Genomic DNA, 17,952 nt, shown 5'->3' on the forward strand with positions numbered 1-17,952 from the left:
ATGCGGATCCGGCTTTCTTTTTTATGCAGGGCTGCTTATTAAAACTGCAAATAGATGGGCATCATTGGCTGGGTAGATTTTACCTGGATGATGAACCAGAGGAATACCACCATCACCACCACGCTGGCGGGTACGGGCATTTTCTCAAAACGTTTGGCCAGCCAGTTTTCACTGCTGCGGGGCAGGAAGTGCAGCACAAAGGCCATACCCATCACCCAGAATACGGGTTTATACCCTTCGTATAAGGTACCCATTACATTGGGCTGGAAGTCGTATATAATCTGGTGAATGAGTGTCCAGGCATCGGCAAAGGTGCTGGCTTTGAAAAATATCCAGCAAAAGCATACGAAATGGAAGGTGATCAATATGCCGACTACTTTCCAAAAGCCGGCGCTAAACCCTTTAAATACATATTGCCGTTTTTTAAGGAAGGTAATGCGAAGCTTGTCCAGGGCCAGGGCTGCGCCATGCAGCCCCCCCCAGAAAATAAAGTTCCAACTGGCCCCATGCCAGAAACCGCCTATAAGCATGGTAAGGGCCAGGTTTATGTATTGACGCACCTTACCCTTGCGGTTGCCGCCCAGCGGAATATAAAGGTAGTCGCGCAGCCAAGAGGAAAGCGAAATATGCCATCGCCGCCAAAACTCCGTGATGTTGGTGCTTTGATAGGGCGAGTCGAAGTTGGGCGGAATTTTAAAACCAGTCCAGCGGGCAATGCCCAGGGCAATGTCGGAGTACCCGGAGAAATCGCAATAAATGATGAGGGCATACCCATATACCCCCAGCAAACACTCCAGCCCCACGTGTTTGGAAGGGTCGTCGAAAATGTATTGTACGAAGTTCTGGTTAATGAAATCGGAGATCACCATTTTCTTGAAAAGGCCGGTGAGGATAAGGTACATGCCCTTGCCTACATCCTCCGCCGTTAGTTTATACGGCTTGGCTATTTGCGGGATAAAATCTGCCGCGCGCACAATGGGCCCCATCATGAGCTTAGGGAAAAACGACAAGAAGAACACGTAGTCCATGAATTCCTTTACGGGCGCTATTTCCCCCCGGTACACGTCGATGGTGTAACTCAGGTTTTCGAAGGTGTAGAAAGATATGCCGATTGGCAGGAATATCTGTAACGGGGTAAGGTGGCCCAGATGCAGGTCGTTTACAATACCGATGAAAAAGTTCGTGTATTTAAAGAAAAACAACATGCCTAAATTGGCCACCACGCTTATGCCCAGGAGCAACTTTTTCCTGGATAGCCGTGGTTCCCGGTAAATACGGTTGGACAGTATAAAATCCACGACGGCAGAGAGTATGACCAGCCCCACGTACCAGCCGCAGGCCTTGTAAAAAAAGTAGAGTGAGAACAGGGAAAATACCCACACCCTCCCCTGCTTGCTGCCACTCACGGCCAGGTAGCAAAAGAGAAATACCACGAAGTAGTAAAAGAAGAAAGCACTGTTCAGCAGAATAGGATCTTCCCGGTGATAGGTGAGCTGATAAGCCAGTTGTTGTAGTACGTCCATCATAAACCGGCTGTTGTTTTAATATTAAGCTGAGAATAGTGTTGATATGCGGTGTGAATGGCATCGTAAAGCAGGTTGCCCTGCAACGTGTAGCCATGTGCGTTAAAGTGAATATGATCCGTAGACCAGGCACCGGAAAAGGCTTTGCTCATGCCACGGTTCTGTTCATAAAAGTCCCAGGCGGCCAGTTGGTGTTCACGCGCGTATTGCAGGATGGCGTTGCGCATCACCAGTACGTTGGTGTTAGGGCGGTAGCTCACCTTGTAGGAGGTAACGTACCGTTTGCCCTGCCGGCGGCGGTAGGCTTTGCGGGTGGCTATGCTGCTAGCCGCCGGGGTGGTAAGTAGCAGGGCCACGTTCGGGTTCAGCTCCCGGAGGGTGGTAACGGTACGGTCTATATTGGCCGCCATCTGGCTGGCGGTGATGCCGCCATAGGCTTCGTTGGTGCCGAGGGAAATAATGACCAGTTGTGGCTGTAGCACCGTCATCAATGCGGTGAGGGTGCTGCTGTTGTCGTTGTAATGCTGGTACATGGCGCTATTCACCCCGATGGCGCTGTATAAAATGCCGGGATGCCCGTTTTGCAGCAAGGCGCCGTAAAAGTGGAAATTCGCATTACTTTGGGTGAGCCAGTTGGCCGTAAAGCCATTCACCGGCGTATCAAAGGTGAGGGTAGCGTCGGTAAGCTTCAGGGCGTCGCCAGGCAGTGGCACGGGTTGAATATTTACCTGGGCACCGCCGGCGGTAACAGTGGCGTCGTCGCCACCGTAATATAGCAGGGTGGCCTTTTTCACGGTATTATCCATGGCATTGCCATCATTGCCGCTGAACTGGAGGGAGATGGTATGCTGGCGGGTGGTGAGCTCCATGCCGCCGGGGCCAGGGGCCTCGTTCAGACTACGGTCTACAATGCGCTGGGTGTCCCAGATGCGGGCGCTGCTCCATTTATAATCACTGGGGCCATTGGTATTGGCGAGGTTAAAAGGGAATACCCATCCCCGCCCTGCATTGCCAAAATCGCCCTGTAGGCGGCTGGCCAGGGCAGCGGGGAAGAAGCCGGCTTGCACGTGACTATCGCCCAGTTGCAGCACAGACACCACCTGGTCTTTCAGTTGCAAGGCGTCGAAAAAAGGCGACAGCCCATTTTCCTGCTGGATGCGGTTGGGCGGCGTAAAGGTGGGCGCGGCATTATTGCCGGCCTTGCCCTTGCGGGCGGTAGAGGGTTTACCACTTGCTTTTTTGGCAGTGGCAGGCGGCTTATGTTGAATGGCTTTTTTGGCGGGATGTTGTTGCCGCGCGGACATGGTGCCAGTACTGCCGGCCAGTATACAGCACAGCAGTAGCAAGACGAGCTTACGGCTTTTCATCTTCATGATATTTGTTCAATAATGCTTTAAAAAGCAATGCACCTACCTTGGCGGCGCCTTGCCGGTTAAAATGGGTATAATCCTTATTGGCCAGCGGATGTTCTGACTCTACCCACTGGGTCATGGAACCGTTGCCGCCCATGTTGGCATACAGGTTCCAGAAAGCGGCTTCATGGGCTTCTGCCATGGTATGCTGTACGCGCAGCAGGGCGGTAACGCCCGGGGCCGTCACGTATTTATCTTCCTTGCGGTAAGACTTGTCTGCGGTGCTGATCACCAGGAAGGAAGTCTGCGGGAAATCTGCCCGCAGGCTATCCAGCACTTTGGTCATGGGGCGCTGGTACCAGCTATAATCGGTGAGTTCCGGTTTCCAGAGTATGTTAGCCCCGTATTGTAAAACGATCAGGTCGTAGGGGCGTTCTTCCTGCAGGTGCATAAGCATATCGCGGGAAAGGCGGCCCAGTTCTATGCCGCTGATGCCACGAAAAGAAAAGTTATCGACAAACACGCCTTCGGGGCTTTCAAAGGAAACGCCGTAAAGGGGCTGGCTACCGGCATTGTCAAATTTCATGAGGAGGCCGCCGGTGGTATCGGGCTGTATAGCCAGGCTGTTTACCGTTTGATTACCGCTGAGGGGGTAGGTATGTTCATTAGCCGTCAGGGTGCTGTGGCCATCGCCTGGGCCATAGATAAGGTTCACTTCTTCAAACTTATCCAGGTGGGGCTTGTGTACGGGGCTATATTTCACCCAACTGCCGGCGGAGGGCAGGAAGGTATGGCCGGAAATGCCCAGGGGCAGGTTACCGGCAGGAAGATTTTTATAATGATAGTCGGTCCAGTCTTTAGAAAAGGTATGGGTAATGGTGGTACGGAAAGAGGCCACGATAGAGGTTACTGGTACAAAGCCCACGCCTTCGCCCCCAAAGAAATTTTGCAGACTATCTCGCAGGTCTTCCGTAATGAGGTCGCCTTCTATCATGGAATCGCCGAAGTAGGCAATGCGTACTTTGCGGCGCTTGCCGGCTTTCAGATCGTGCAGGGCTTGCAGGAAGTGGGCCATTCCAGGACTAATATCTCCCGGAGTGGTGCTGGTTTTCCCATAATCCTGGATACCGGTGTAGGTTTCAAAATTATAGCGGGGTGCAGCAGCAGTGGCGGTGGTGTCCACAGCCTGGGTGCTGTCTGCAGGCGATGTGGGCTGGGTGGTGGTACCTGCTACCGTGGCAGCGCTATCTTCTCCAGGAAGGAGGCCGGGGGTATTTTTAGGCCGCAGATCGGCCAGCAGGTCTACCTGCCGGCTGGTAAAATTTTTGAGAGAAAAACTATTCTGTACGCAAGAGAGCGCCAACAGGCAGCCCAAGGTTCCCGCAACGATGTAAAAAGGATAAGCAAATCTATTCTTCTCGGACATACTAAAAATCGTATGCAGCACTAACGCTTATCCATACGCGCTTATTCTTTAACCAGCGTCATATCTGCGTCTAATGCATGCAATTTATAACGGGTGATGATAGCGGTGACTCTTGTAACCCATACATTACCGGCGGCAGAATACTTGCCTGCATGCATGTGTTTTAGCCATAGAGTATAGTCGGATGTTCCTTTCATGGACCTGAACCACTTTTTGCGTTGCAGCGTCTTTACAAAACTATTATAAGAAGCTGTTGCGTTAGCATATTCTTTATACTTGGAATGATAGGTACCCTTCTTGTGCAATTCGTTCCGGCCTACAATGCCAAAATGATTGTGGAGCAGCCGGGCGTTCTTGCTATTGCCCATCCCCGATTCCAGCATGGCTACGCCGAGGATAATACTAGCCGGTATACCAGATTCTTTCATCAACTGCTGCGCTACTGGTGTGTATTCATGCAAGTAACTTTTTGCGGTGTAATGCTGCGCTTGGGCCGTCCTGAAAATGATCATCAGGCTAAGGCTGCATACGAGTGCCTTTACAATTTTACTGCATTTCATTTGGTGACGTTTAGGTTCAATAAAGCATCCGCCCCAACTCGTTCCCCTATTCAATAATCATCGTTTTCGTGAAAAAATGGTTTTAAATATTCTTTATTAACGTATAAAACAGGTGGGTATTACCCCATATAGATTATAATTAAATGTAATGCATTTTAATGACCCGGCCAAATCAGGCGACTTCCCGGTGAACGTGGTATAGCCAAAGATAAACCATTTACACCGGTTTTGCTGCGGGCTAGGCCTTGGGTGCTCTTACCAGGTCTATTTTCAGCTCGTTCAGTTGGGCTTCGTCTATGGCGCTGGGTGCGTCCAGCATTACGTCTCTGCCCGAATTGTTCTTCGGGAATGCAATGAAATCGCGGATGGTATCACTGCCCCCCAGCAAAGCGCAGAGACGGTCAAGTCCAAAGGCAATGCCCCCGTGCGGCGGCGCGCCATATTCAAAGGCACCTAACAGGAAGCCAAATTTGTGCTGGGCTTCTTCGGGCGACATGCCTAAAGCGGCAAACATCTTCTCCTGTAACGGGCGTTGGAAAATACGGATGCTACCCCCGCCTACTTCGGTACCATTCAGCACAATATCGTAAGCATTGGCCTTTATCTCGGCATAGCGGCTCAGATCGTCCATCAGCGCAATGTGCTCCGGCTTGGGCGAGGTGAAGGGATGGTGGCGGGCCACCCAGCGTTTTTCTTCCTCTGCGTATTCGAACAGCGGGAAATCTATTACCCACAGGGGTTTAAACACGTTTTTATCCCGCAGGCCCAATCGTTCGCCCATTTCCAGGCGCAGTTCGGAGGCGGCTTTGCGGGTTTTTTCTTCCCGGCCAGCCACTACCAGTATCAGGTCGCCCGGCTGGGCGTTGGTAAGCGTAGCCCAGGTTTTAAGCTGGGTTTCGTCGAAAAATTTATCTACAGAACTTTTTACAGACCCGTCTGCACCCACACGGGCGTAGATTAATCCGCTCATGCCTATCTGGGGGCGTTTTACCCAATCAGTCAGTTCGTCCAGTTGCTTGCGGGTGTATTCGGCGCAGCCGGTAGCATTGATGGCCAATACCACCTCCGCCTCGTCAAATACTTTGAAACCGTGGCCCTTTACGGTGTTGGTAAGGTTCACCAGTTTCATATCGAAACGGATATCGGGCTTATCGTTGCCATAATATTCCATGGCATCGTCGAAGGTCATGCGGGGAAAGGCTTCCGGAAATTCAAGGCCTTTGATCTCGCGGAAGATATATTTCAACATATCCTCGAAGTTGTTGAGAATATCTTCCTGCTCCACAAAACTCATCTCACAATCTATCTGGGTAAACTCCGGCTGGCGGTCGGCCCGCAGGTCTTCGTCGCGGAAGCATTTTACCACCTGGAAGTAGCGGTCGTACCCGCTTACCATGAGCAGTTGCTTAAAGGTTTGGGGCGACTGTGGCAGGGCGTAAAATTCGTTGGTGTTCATACGGCTGGGCACCACGAAATCGCGGGCACCTTCCGGAGTAGATTTAATTAGAAAAGGCGTTTCAATTTCCATAAAACCCCTGCTATCGAGGAAGTTGCGGGTAGCGCGGTTTACGCGGTAGCGCAGTTCCAGGTTTTGCTTTACCAGGTTGCGGCGCAGGTCCAGGTAGCGGAATTTCATGCGCAGCTCATCGCCACCATCTGTATCGTCCTGGATGGTGAAGGGCGGCGTTTTGGCCGCGTTCAGGATGGTATATTGGGTTACAATCACCTCTATATCGCCGGTAGGTATATTTTTATTGATGCTGGTACGCGCAGCAACGGTGCCGCTTACGGCTATTACGAACTCGCGGCCCAGGGGCTGTGCATCTAGTTGCGCTTGCAGGCTTTCATTGAACAATAGCTGGGTAATGCCATACCGGTCGCGCAAGTCCACAAAGTTAATGCTGCCGAATTTGCGCACGGTTTGCACCCATCCCGAGAGGGTTACGGGCGTGCCCGCCTGTTCTATTCTTAATTCGCCACAAGTATGCGTCCTATACATATTCTATAATACTTTTTGTCGATGAATGCCTACGCAGAGGGTAGACAGCAAGTGCGCAAAGATAGTATTGTGGGTGGATTTTTATGCTTTCCACCTGTTAAAAAACCGTTTTATCTCTATTTCCGGCGGCAAAGGGATATCATTTTCAAGGAGTTGCGAAAAATGCCAGGCCATGAGCGGAGCCAGGGAGCAGCCTTTGGTACCCAGCCCGTTCCAAACGCCCAGTTGGGGGTATTGCGGGTGTAGGCCCGCTACTGGCCGGCGGTCGGTGGTGGAGGGGCGTATGGCGGCCTTGTGGCCGGTTACGGTATAGGGAACAGACAGCAGTTGTTGCAGCCCGTTTTCCAGTTCGGCCCTTTTGGCGGCGGTGGGCGCTGTATCCGGAAAGTCCCAGGCAAAGGTGGAGCCTAACCAGAAATGCTCCGGGGCCTGGGGTACCAGCATAATGGATTTTTTAAGGATGCTTTCGGTAAAAAAGCCCGGTATTTTTATGTGAAGGGCCTCCCCTTTGTTGGGCAGGAAGGGAATAAAATTAAAAAAAGGATTGCGGGCAATGGCGGGGCCTTCGCAAAAGATAATGCGTTTTGCCGCCAGGCCTTTGTAGGAAACATGGTTATCGTGCAGCTCCAGGGCGGCAAAGTCAAATACCGCTTCCTGCAGGCAGCCAAGTTGCGCCAGGTAACGGCGGTAAGCGGGCAGCAGGTTTTGCAATAGTACGGTGGCCCCTTTTACAATGGCGGCACCATGCTCCTGCTGCAAATAGTGCGCGTAGCGGTTTTCAACTACCGGCTGTATGTAAGGACTGGTATTGGTTTTGGCGTGAAAGGCGGCTTGCATTTGTGCGGAGGGAAATACCGTAAAGATATCGCGCTCCACGAAGGTGTCTGTATGCAGCAGGGCAGCCATTGCAGCATAGGTATCTTTGGCAAAGGGGTAGATGCGGTCGTACTCCCAGGCCGTTTCAAAGCGACGGCCAGACACGGGGTTGATGATGCCCGCCGCAATGCGGGAGGCTGTGTCCGGGCGGGCCTCATCTATCACCAGTATATCTTTCTGCGCCTGTAGCAGGTGCCAGCTAAGCAAGGTGCCGGCTATGCCCTGGCCTATGAGGAGGTAGTCTTTCATTGGGCCGCAATTTAGGAAAAACGGCCCAGCTACTCCTGGATGGTGATACGCTGGGCCGCTGTGTGGGCGGCAAATTCCGGCGCATACATGCATTGCAAGGTCGTGATGCCATTGGAAAAAACACCGGGGTGGGTGGCATACACTTCATAATCGATGACATGCACCCCTTGTGATAAGGAATTGAAGAAAAAATTCATAGACACGTCCTGGATGGCCAGGTAATAACCGGCACCGTTTTGCCAGGTGTAGCCGCTCAAAGCACCCACCGGCTCAAAAGCCGCTGCCCGCAGGTCTTTGAGGTGCACGTATTGCAGGTCCCGTTCGGTGGTTAGGGTGATGCGGATGGTGATCTTATCCCCTACTTTAATAGGCTGTGCTGCCGTAATGGGTACCAGGGTATTGTTTTGCGTACGGTATAATTGTTTTTGAACTTGTAAGGTGGTTTTTGCCGCCATTACATGGTTCATATCCTGGAAATACTGCCAGTACAGGGCTCCCCAGGCAGGCTGGCCCTGGGTATGGGCGGCGGTAATGGTTACCTGCCCCATGGCGGGCTGTATGGCAGCGGGTTTCCAGGTGTGGGTAAAATACCCGGTGCCTGCCTCCGCATTTTCTGCCACCACTTTTTCGTGGCCCACCTGGATGTTGATCTCGGGCGTATGCTCCAGCCGGCCCGCCTGGAGCAGCAGGGCAAAACAGGCGTCTGCAGTGGCTTTGCTGGTGTGCCAGCCCTGTGCCTGTTTGTTGCGGAGCAGCCAGTTGCTGATGCCGTTTACCATATCGGTGTCGTGATTTATTTCTTTGAACGCTTCGAGTAGCTGGGCGGCAACTTCTATGGGCGCTTCATTCCAATAATAACCGGCTATTACGTCTTTCCAGTAGGTGCCTTGCTCCTTGTCTTTTATCGCGTATTCTTTCAGTGAGGCCAGTATGTGGCGGGCCGTGATGCTATCACCCTGGCGGTACAAGGCCAGGGCCAGTAAGGCTTTCGTGTAGGTGCTTTGCTGCTTCCAGGCTGCACATACGTTGGCCAGCAGGCGGCCAAAGGCAGCGTTCATCGTGTAGGTTAACGGCTGATCTTTAAAAAAACTCCGCGCATAGAGATAATGTATATCCAGTGCACCCGGTAGACTATCAAACTTTGCCAGCACCTGGGCATCGAGATAGGCGATTGCTTTTTGGCAGCTTGCCCGCATGCCGGCATCGTCGGTGCCGGATAGCTGCAACTGTTGCAAGCGGCCCATACCCGCCACTATGTATTGGGTAATGAAACGGTCTTCCCCGCTGCCGTTGAACCAGGGGAAAGCGCCGTTGGGCAATTGCATGGCCTGCAATTTTTGTTTAGCGTTCAGTTTTTCTGTGCCTAGTTTATAGAGGTCGAAGAGCAGGCCTACGTGTTGTTTACGGGCGTTTTCGCTGGTGGCGTCCAGCACCCAGGGCGTTTCTGCCAGCAGGGCACTTTTCAGGTCTTCATTTTTTTCGAGGTTGCTAAGCAGGGCGGAAGTGTCTTTATTTTGCCAGGTTTGGAATACCGACCGGATGCGGGGCATGCTGGACACGATGTAGCCGCCCAGGGCGTTGGCATAATAGCGGTTAAACGTTTGCTCGGCGCATTCGTAGGGGTATTCCATCAGGAAGGGCAATGCCTGCACGGCGTTCCAGGCAGGGTTGGCGGTAAATTCCAGTTTTAGTTGCTGCTGTTGCAAGGTGGCCGCCGTATCGCTGTGTAGTAAGCCGGGCAGTGAAAACGTAAAGGTGCCATCGCCCGGAACCGGCAGTGGCAGCGATTCTGTAACCAGGGTATTGTTAGACAGTACCGGGATGGTATTTTCCTCTCCATCGCTGAAATGACCATCGCTGGCGGTAACGCGGTAGCGCAGCACACTGGTGAAATGGGCAGGCACCTGGAGCGCAAAAGTAACTGCTGTACTGCCCTGCGGTGGTAGGGTAAAGGCGGGCGCGGGCAGGATGTTACCAAACGCGCTGTCTACCGGCTGGCCGGTGGCGGCATCCAGCAGCTCCAGGCGGGCATGGCCCTCCAATGGCTGGCTGGCGGTACTGGTTAATTTAGCGCTCAGGGTAATGTGGTCGCCTTCGCGCAGGAAGCGGGGCGCATTGGGCATCACCATGAGCGGTTTTTGGGTAACGATTTCGTCTTCGATGTATCCCATTTTCAGATCGGGGGTATGGGCCAGCCCCATGAACTTCCAGCGGGTAAGCGACTCCGGCAGGGTGAAGGATAACGCTACCTGCCCATTTTTATCCGGCAGTAAGGTGGGGTAAAAGAAGGCGGTTTCGTTGAAATATTTGCGGGGTATTACTGGCTCCGGCGCTACGGTGAGCGGCAGGAGCGCATCCTTGCCAGGCTGTACCGCGCCTAAACCGGCTACCACCACGTCTCCGGCGAGGGCCTTATTTTTTTCACTCGCTTCGAATAACAATCCATGCAATGACCCTTGTAGCGCACTTATCGGGGCAGGCGCCATGGTGCTCATTCCCCGGAGGCGAATATTATAACTTTCCGGCTTACTATCCCACCGCTGGAGGCGGTCGGGTATCAGTTTGGCATACGCAGTAGTATCAGGCGTATCTACCTGGTAACCCGCAGAAGCTTCAAAGCCGGGCGTACTCCAATTGTGGTAGAAATAGGTTTCTCTCCGAAAGTCTTGCAGGTTCCAGGCTTGTTTGTACAGGGCGTCCAGCGAGGCATCGTACATGCTGGCCATCAGTTCTGCCGCCGTGCCGGCAGGAAGGTTTATTTTCCATTGTTCTTTTTCCCCGGGCAGCAGTTTATTCCGGTGGGCTTCTAGCTGGATGGGCAGGGCGTATTGCTGCATCGCCGGCAGGTAGCGCTGCTCCCAGTGGTACAAGCGGTTGTCTTTTACAAACGTCATATTCACCAGCAACTGGCTATTCCCTGGGCGGGGTATGGACACCGCATTCATACCGGGTTGTAGGCGCAGGAAGTGATGCGTGGACATTGTTTCCCCTTCAGGCCCTTGCTGCTGCATGAGGGTCTGGAAACAATAGATGTCGCTGGCCGTGCTGCCAATGGCCAGGTGCAGGGAATCTGCCTGCGTAGCCCTAGTTTGTATGGCCAGCAAATAAGCCGGATAAGGCAGGGCGGCACGGGGGCTCACGTAGGTGAAGCGCCAGTGCTGCTGTACGGGTGCATTACTTTTATCGTGTGCCAATACCTGCAGTTCATATACACCTGGCTTCATCAGCCCCAGGGGCAGGGACAGGAGGCTGTCTTTGCGGATCATCACAGGGCTGGTCCAAACCGTATTGCCGAGGGGCCATTTTTTGGGATCATCGTTCTGCTGGTATTCATCCAGCGGGAAATCTTTTTCAAAATCGCTTTGCGACATGGCATACTGGTCTGGCGCATCCCACAGGCGGTGGCGCTTCAGGGTAGTAGGGGTATGCACCTGTACCAGGGTGAGGGTAGCCTTTACCGGCAAGAAGCTGCCGCTGGCGTTATAGGATAGCAAGCTTATTTTTTTCAGGTCTTCCGCAGCTGCCATTTCCGGTATGTTTCCCATTATTTGCAGGTAGGTATGGCCTATCAGCAACTTACTTTCTCCATCATGGGTTTCGCCATTGTTATCGGTGGCGGCGGCATGTACTGTGAAGAAATATTGCCGCCCGTTGCCGGAGGCTTCCGCTTTAAAACGCAGGGTAAAATTGCCCAGGCTATCGGTCACGGTAGCGGTATCTGCCACCGTGGTGCCACCGTTGTCATAGTACCATTGGAAGTAATTACCCTCGCGGCGTTGCACCGTGTACTTCACAGTAGCATCACTGATATTGAAGCCGGCAAAGGCGCGTACATGGCCGGTTACAAACACGCTGTCGCCCAGGCGGATTTCGGTTCTTACGGTATCCATCGTTACCTCAAAGCGCGGGCGCTTATAGGCTTCTACGTGAAAACTTACCTCATCACTGGTCGTATCATCGCCCAGGTTGTATTCACCAGGCAGCGCATTGTCGGGTATTTTCAGTTTGCCGGAGATGGACCCAAACTTATTACTGGTAAGGGTTAAGGAATCCAGCGCATCGTAGGAATCGTTTTGCAGGAATACAGTGATCTTGTAGCCGGGCCACGCCGTGGGGTATCCCTGGCTATTTTTCCGGCTCACAATGCCTTTAAAATATACCGTTTGCCCGGGGCGGTACAGCGAGCGGTCGGTGAAATAATGCAGGGCAGGACTTTGTGTCTCCTCCGTGGTGGCCGGCTGCCGGAGATTGGGGAGATATTGTACGTCATCGAGAAAGAGGGTATCCTTACCGTATATGCCTTGCAGGCTCACCCGCTGCATATTTTTTACGCGGGCAGCCAGGGGGCAATGCCCGGTGGCGTCTGTCATTAATTTTTGCACCGGGCGAGCATCGTCATCGCTATTATACACCCATACTTGTACACCCGCTACGGGATGGCCGCTTTGCCGGTCCAGGAAGTAATAATCGGTGCCATCGCCTATGTACGCCAGGTTAGATACCAGGGTAACGCCCACGGCCAATGCATTGCCAGCAAAGGAGAAATCCGGCTGCCGGCTGGCTAGCAACAAATATTTGCCGGGTGGCAGGGCCGCTATTTTTATTTCGCTACTGTGCTCCTGATAGTCTCCAGGGTTGGGCAAGGGCTGCTCCCAGGTGCGTACGGACGGCAGCGACGCCAGCGCGGCAACGTAAGCCTTACTTCCATCCGCCCGGACGAGGGATGCAGCTTCCCGGCTGCCCATGCGGATGGCCCGGAGGTATATTTTATCCAGGTTGCGGTATTGTACCAGGGTGCGGAAAGGCAGTGCCGGCACATTCACCTTTTCAAAGTGCAATTCCAGTTCCGGCTTGGTGATGCTGGCCAGCAAACGGGCGCAGTCTGCGGCACCAAAGGAGCCCGGCCACAGGGCTATGCCGCTATCGCAGCAGGCTTTGGCCCTGACCATGTCTTTTTCCTGTTGGTAATACGCCGCTTCCTGGTAATACAATGCGCTCACTTCGGGCTGGCCGGCGTAGGTATGGCGCATACGTTGCAGGGCTTGCAGGTAAAAGACATTCCCCAAGCTATCGCTGCCGCCATCTATGGAGCGCACGTATAGCAAGCGTTCCAGGTCGGCCTGCAACAGGGCGGCCCTGCCGGTATCCTGCCCGTGCAGGCGCAGGAGGGATTGATACAGTTTCAGCAGGTCTATGTTGCCAGCGGAGGTATCTTCACCGGGGAAGGAGGTATTTACAAACGTGCCGGCATCGGCGTACAGGGCTGCCTGCATAGCACCGGCATGCAGGTTGGAGCCGCGATGTCCACGATATTGATCTATTACATCCTGCACCAGCAGGTCGTACAAGGTGGGCCGCCAGGTAATATTGCCCTTCTGCACCAGGGCGGGGTAGGCGCTGGCGGGTGTGTGTTGCAGCAATGATGCGGGGGTTATAGAAAGGAGGAAACTGTTGCGCTGCAGGATTTGTAATTGGTCCCGGGACCAGGTTTCGGGGTTAGCAGCCGTATCTGCGGCGGCAGATTTATCCGGCAGGTTCCAGTGACCCTTGCGGAAATTGGCATACCAATGGGCCAGGGCATTGCTCAGCAAAGCCTTGCGAACGCCGGTGGCGGTGTCTGTCATGTGGCGGAGCAGGCGAAAATCGCTGTAATCGCCCTTTACTTTGAGCGATTCGGATAGGCGTAAACGGTAGAACAGGGCTTTCAGGAATTGATCATCCTGGTGGTCGCGGAGTGCCTGGGCATACAGGCCCTGCACCTGCGTCAAGGCAGACTGGGGCAACTTGTTAAAATCCAGGGAGTCTATCTCCTTCCAATGCGCCTCATAATCATAAGACTGGGCCAGGACGGGCAAATAAAGTGTGCAAGCGGCCAACAAGGCAAACAGGAAACGGCGCATATCAGGCGTATTTTAAACGATCAGCAATGCAATCAGCATCAGCAGGATGCACCCGCGCGCCGGATTGCATAAAAAAAACAAAGCCGGCTGCAAAAAATTGCTTGGCCGGCTTTGTTCCCTTAAATATGGTAAAGTGTACTATTTCTTTTTCAGCACTTCGGCAATGGTTTTGCCAATGTTTGCCGGGCTTTCTACTACATGGATGCCACATTCTGCCATGATCTTCATCTTGGCGGCAGCGGTATCGTCTGCACCGCCTACAATGGCACCTGCGTGACCCATGCGGCGTCCGGGAGGGGCCGTTTGGCCGGCAATGAAGCCTACCACGGGTTTAGTACCGTATTCCTTGATCCAGCGGGCTGCTTCGGCTTCCATGCTGCCCCCAATTTCGCCGATCATAATGATGGCTTCCGTTTCGGGATCGTTCATGAGTAGTTCTACAGCGTCTTTAGTGGGCGTGCCAATGATAGGATCTCCACCAATACCGATGGCGGTAGAAACACCCAGGCCAGCTTTCACTACCTGGTCGGCAGCTTCGTAAGTGAGGGTACCGGATTTAGATACAATACCGATACGGCCCTTTTTGAAGATAAAGCCAGGCATAATACCCACTTTAGCTTCTTCGGCAGTAATTACACCAGGACAGTTGGGTCCTATGAGGCGGGCGTTGGTGCTTTGCAGGTAATGCTTGGCTTTCACCATATCCTGTACCGGAATGCCTTCTGTGATGCAGATCACCAGGGCAATGCCGGCTTCGGCGGCTTCCATGATCGCGTCGGCAGCAAATGCCGGCGGCACAAAAATGATAGATACGTTGGCGCCGGTTGCTTTTACCGCGTCGGAAACGGTATTGAACACGGGACGGTCCAGGTGGGTAGTGCCGCCTTTGTTGGGCGTTACACCGCCTACTACATTCGTACCGTACTCGATCATCTGTGTGGCATGGAAAGTACCTTCAGTACCGGTAAATCCCTGCACGATCACTTTGCTTTGCTTATTAACTAAAACACTCATCGCGCGCTTTGTTTATTGGTTTAAGATATTGGAATCTGCCTGTCCGGGCGGGGCAAAATTAACGGATAAATGTGGATAATGGCAATCCGGGCATGGTTAATTTACGGTTTATCTTGGCCTGGTGCAGCAGTGGCTGCCGGGTGGCGGCCCTTTGTGCGGGCAGGATACCGACGGGTATAGTACCCTATTCTCCCAGCCGTTGCGGCTCCTACTCTGCTGCTTTCTTTTCATCACTGCCTGCTTCGGCCTGCTTTTTAAACTGTTCTCTCCAGTCTTTATCCTTGAACATGTCCATCTGCCGCATTTCCTTGGCTTCGCGCAGGAATTCGGAAGCAAAGATGAAGTCGTTCAGCTTTTGGTCTTTGCTGAAAATAATATCCTTATTGTTACCCTCCCATTGTTTTTGTCCCTGAAACATGTATACGATGTGGTCTCCGCTTTCCATTACGGTATTCATATCGTGGGTATTGATCACCGTGGTCATGTTGTTTTCGTGGGTCAGTTCTTTGATTAGCTGGTCTATCACCAGGGAGGTTTGTGGATCCAGGCCAGAATTAGGCTCATCGCAAAACAGGTACTTGGGATTTAGTACGATGGCCCGGGCAATGCCTACCCTTTTTTTCATACCCCCGGAAATTTCTGCGGGTAGTTTTTTGGCAGCGTCTTTCAGGTTCACGCGGTCCAGGCATTCCAGTACCCGCTTCTTTTTTTCCCGCAGGGTACCCATGCTAAACATATCCAGGGGGAACATTACATTTTGTTCTACCGTCATGCTGTCGAACAGGGCGGAGCTTTGGAACAGCATGCCTATTTGCTTGCGCAGTTCCTTGCGGCCTGCAACATCCAGGTTGGTAAAGTTTTGTTTGTCGTACTGAATATGGCCGGCATCTACTTCCATCAGGCCTACCATACACTTCATCATAACGGTTTTGCCGCTGCCGCTGGCACCGATGATAAGGTTCACTTTTCCGGATTCCATGGTGGCCGTTACATCTTTAAGGATCTCACGATCACCAAAGCTTTTTTTAATATTTACCAGTTCGATCATGTAATACAAATTTCCAGGTAACAAGTGCTGAAAAGACAAGGGCTATTTTAGCCATTGGCGAGCAAGAGGGCAGACAGTCCATAATCTGCCACCAGTATAAGTATGCAGGTTACCACCACAGAGCGGGTGCTGGCCCGGCCAATTTCCAGGGCACCGCCATTTACATTATACCCATAAAACGAGGGAATGGTGGAAATAATGAAGGCGAATGCATAGGATTTGGTGAGGGCAAAAAACACATTGTAAGGTTTAAATTCCTGCCGTAAGCCGCGCCAATACTCATCGTTAGAGATGATGCCAGACATTACGCCGGCGGTTTTACCCCCCCAGATACCCAGGAAGCCAGCAATGATCACTAGTGCAGGGATCATGAGCATGCTGGCGGCAATTTTGGGAAACAGCAGGTAGCCCTTGGTATTGATGCCCATGATCTCAATGGCGTCTATCTGTTCAGACACGCGCATATTGCCTAGTTCCGATGCGATTTTGGAACCAATTACCCCTGCCAGTACAATACAGGTGAGGGTGGGTGCAAATTCCAGCACAATGGTGTCGCGCACCACCTGTGCAATGGTAGACTTAGGAACAAAATTGCTGACCAGTTGATAAGCAGTTTGCAGGGTGGTAACCCCACCCATGAAAATGGAAATGATCACTACAATGCCCAACGACCCGATGCCAATGTCCACGCATTGATTCATAAACTCCTTCCAGTACATCCTAAAATTCTCCGGCTTCGTAAACATGCCCTTTAGCATGAGCAGGAACTGGCCGAACAGGGAGAAAAACTTGAATTCCATACTGGCCAAAGATAGGTGTTTTTGTAGTGTACCTGTATGGCAATAGCGTCACTACCGGGGTTTATTTGGTTTATTTCAGGCTTTGTACAAGAAGGCGCTTCAGGCTGCGTTCTATGATCTCGCCCATGGTGCGGCAGCGCTCAAAACCGCTATCGCCATAATATTGGGCCAGCTCATCGCCCAGTTGCTGCACCTTTTCGGGCAGGGCCACCTGATCGCTCATGATCACATCGCGCATGTCTTTAATGCGGTGGCGCTGCACTTTAATGCGGCGGGCCATGAGCGAGCGCTCTTCCTGCTGGTATTGCTTTACCACTTCTGCATTGAGGTGCTTGATGGCCAGGTCTACGAACACGCGGTTTTCCTTGAAAAACTGGGGCATATACAACGTTCGCCGGCCTTCATAAAACTGTTGGTCAAAGTCGATGGCGCGGATGCGGAACTGCACATCGTCGAAATCGGGGGTGATGTCGAATACGAAGTTGTAAGAGCGCATATCACCCAGCAGGCGGGCAAAACAGCGTTCGTTAAATTTCACGAACTCTTTGGCAATGCGCTTGTGGTTAAACTCTGGCCGGTCTATCCAATGTTTTGCAAACTGGTCGCCGGGTACACCGGCAATATGTTCTTCTATCAGGGTATTGCCATCCACCAGGAAGTTCATCCAGTAGGGCGATAACACATGCTCCAGCTCCAGGCCGTAAATACGGGAAGCGTCTGCCAATTTCACATAATAGTAATCGTATACTTCGTTGTAATTATTGACAATTTTAATGCGGAAGGGATGTGAGTTGCCAAAGGTGCAGAAGTCGATGCGCTCTACATGCAGGTGCTCTTCTGCGGCCTGATCGCCCCCAGCTTTAAGCAAAGAATAAATTCGTTTAAGCCCCCGGTGCAGATCGTCTACCATGGCAGGCGGGTAGAAAACCGTTTCCCAGAGCGTGTCCTGTCCTTGTTTGTCATATACGGCCATACCATACTGGAAATAGCGCAGGTCTTCATACTTTACCGGCAGAGCCATTTCACGCTCATAGAGGCGAAGATACTTGCGGAAGGCCATATTGACCGGGAAAAACAGCTTCTTTTTGGAAATGGTTTGCATGGGTTCATAATTATGAATTATGAATTATGAATTATGAATTATGAATTATGAATTATGAATTATGAATTATGAATTATGAATTATGAATTATGAATTATGAATT

At 52.3% G+C, this 17,952-nt stretch carries 11 protein-coding genes; all 11 read right to left on the reverse strand.

Annotated elements, in window-relative coordinates; genetic code table 11:
* Nucleotides 1-38: 38 nt before the first annotated feature.
* The gene (locus GA0116948_RS15255; RefSeq protein ID WP_089713767.1) at nucleotides 39-1,526 is read right to left on the reverse strand and encodes an MBOAT family O-acyltransferase; all 1,488 of its coding nucleotides are present in this window, start codon (nucleotides 1,524-1,526) and stop codon (nucleotides 39-41) included.
* Nucleotides 1,523-2,890 (reverse strand): GDSL-type esterase/lipase family protein, encoded by a 1,368-nt coding sequence (locus GA0116948_RS15260; protein WP_165798481.1) that lies wholly within the window; start codon nucleotides 2,888-2,890, stop codon nucleotides 1,523-1,525. Before GA0116948_RS15260 ends, GA0116948_RS15255 begins: the two co-directional genes overlap by 4 nt.
* Nucleotides 2,877-4,301: an SGNH/GDSL hydrolase family protein gene (locus tag GA0116948_RS15265; RefSeq protein WP_089713771.1), complete on the reverse strand. Its 1,425-nt coding sequence runs from the start codon at nucleotides 4,299-4,301 to the stop codon at nucleotides 2,877-2,879. The genes GA0116948_RS15260 and GA0116948_RS15265 overlap by 14 nt, the downstream gene beginning before the upstream one ends.
* 41 nt (nucleotides 4,302-4,342) lie before the next feature.
* Nucleotides 4,343-4,861 carry a glucosaminidase domain-containing protein gene (locus GA0116948_RS15270; protein ID WP_089713772.1) on the reverse strand — a complete coding sequence of 173 codons (519 nt, stop codon included), beginning with the start codon at nucleotides 4,859-4,861 and terminating at the stop codon, nucleotides 4,343-4,345.
* 238 nt (nucleotides 4,862-5,099) lie between these two features.
* Entirely contained in the window at nucleotides 5,100-6,860 is a 1,761-nt protein-coding gene (aspS, locus tag GA0116948_RS15275) for an aspartate--tRNA ligase (RefSeq protein WP_089713774.1), read from the reverse strand.
* A gap of 81 nt (nucleotides 6,861-6,941) precedes the next feature.
* Nucleotides 6,942-7,985, reverse strand: a complete 1,044-nt coding sequence (locus GA0116948_RS15280) for an NAD(P)/FAD-dependent oxidoreductase (protein ID WP_165798480.1) — start codon at nucleotides 7,983-7,985, stop codon at nucleotides 6,942-6,944.
* A 29-nt stretch (nucleotides 7,986-8,014) separates the two neighbouring features.
* Nucleotides 8,015-13,885 (reverse strand): alpha-2-macroglobulin family protein, encoded by a 5,871-nt coding sequence (locus GA0116948_RS15285; protein WP_089713778.1) that lies wholly within the window; start codon nucleotides 13,883-13,885, stop codon nucleotides 8,015-8,017.
* Between the two features lie 138 nt (nucleotides 13,886-14,023).
* A complete protein-coding gene (sucD, locus tag GA0116948_RS15290; RefSeq protein ID WP_089713781.1) occupies nucleotides 14,024-14,899 on the reverse strand; it encodes a succinate--CoA ligase subunit alpha in 876 nt (291 codons plus the stop codon).
* A gap of 208 nt (nucleotides 14,900-15,107) precedes the next feature.
* Nucleotides 15,108-15,947 carry an ABC transporter ATP-binding protein gene (locus GA0116948_RS15295; protein WP_089713782.1) on the reverse strand — a complete coding sequence of 280 codons (840 nt, stop codon included), beginning with the start codon at nucleotides 15,945-15,947 and terminating at the stop codon, nucleotides 15,108-15,110.
* Nucleotides 15,948-15,994: 47 nt separating this feature from the next.
* Complete coding sequence (locus tag GA0116948_RS15300; protein WP_089713799.1) at nucleotides 15,995-16,747, reverse strand: MlaE family ABC transporter permease; 753 nt, start codon at nucleotides 16,745-16,747, stop codon at nucleotides 15,995-15,997.
* A gap of 70 nt (nucleotides 16,748-16,817) precedes the next feature.
* Entirely contained in the window at nucleotides 16,818-17,849 is a 1,032-nt protein-coding gene (locus GA0116948_RS15305) for a hypothetical protein (protein WP_089713785.1), read from the reverse strand.
* Nucleotides 17,850-17,952 lie beyond the last annotated feature (103 nt).

The organism is Chitinophaga costaii (assembly GCF_900094705.1).
Taxonomy (GTDB): Bacteria; Bacteroidota; Bacteroidia; order Chitinophagales; family Chitinophagaceae; genus Chitinophaga; species Chitinophaga costaii.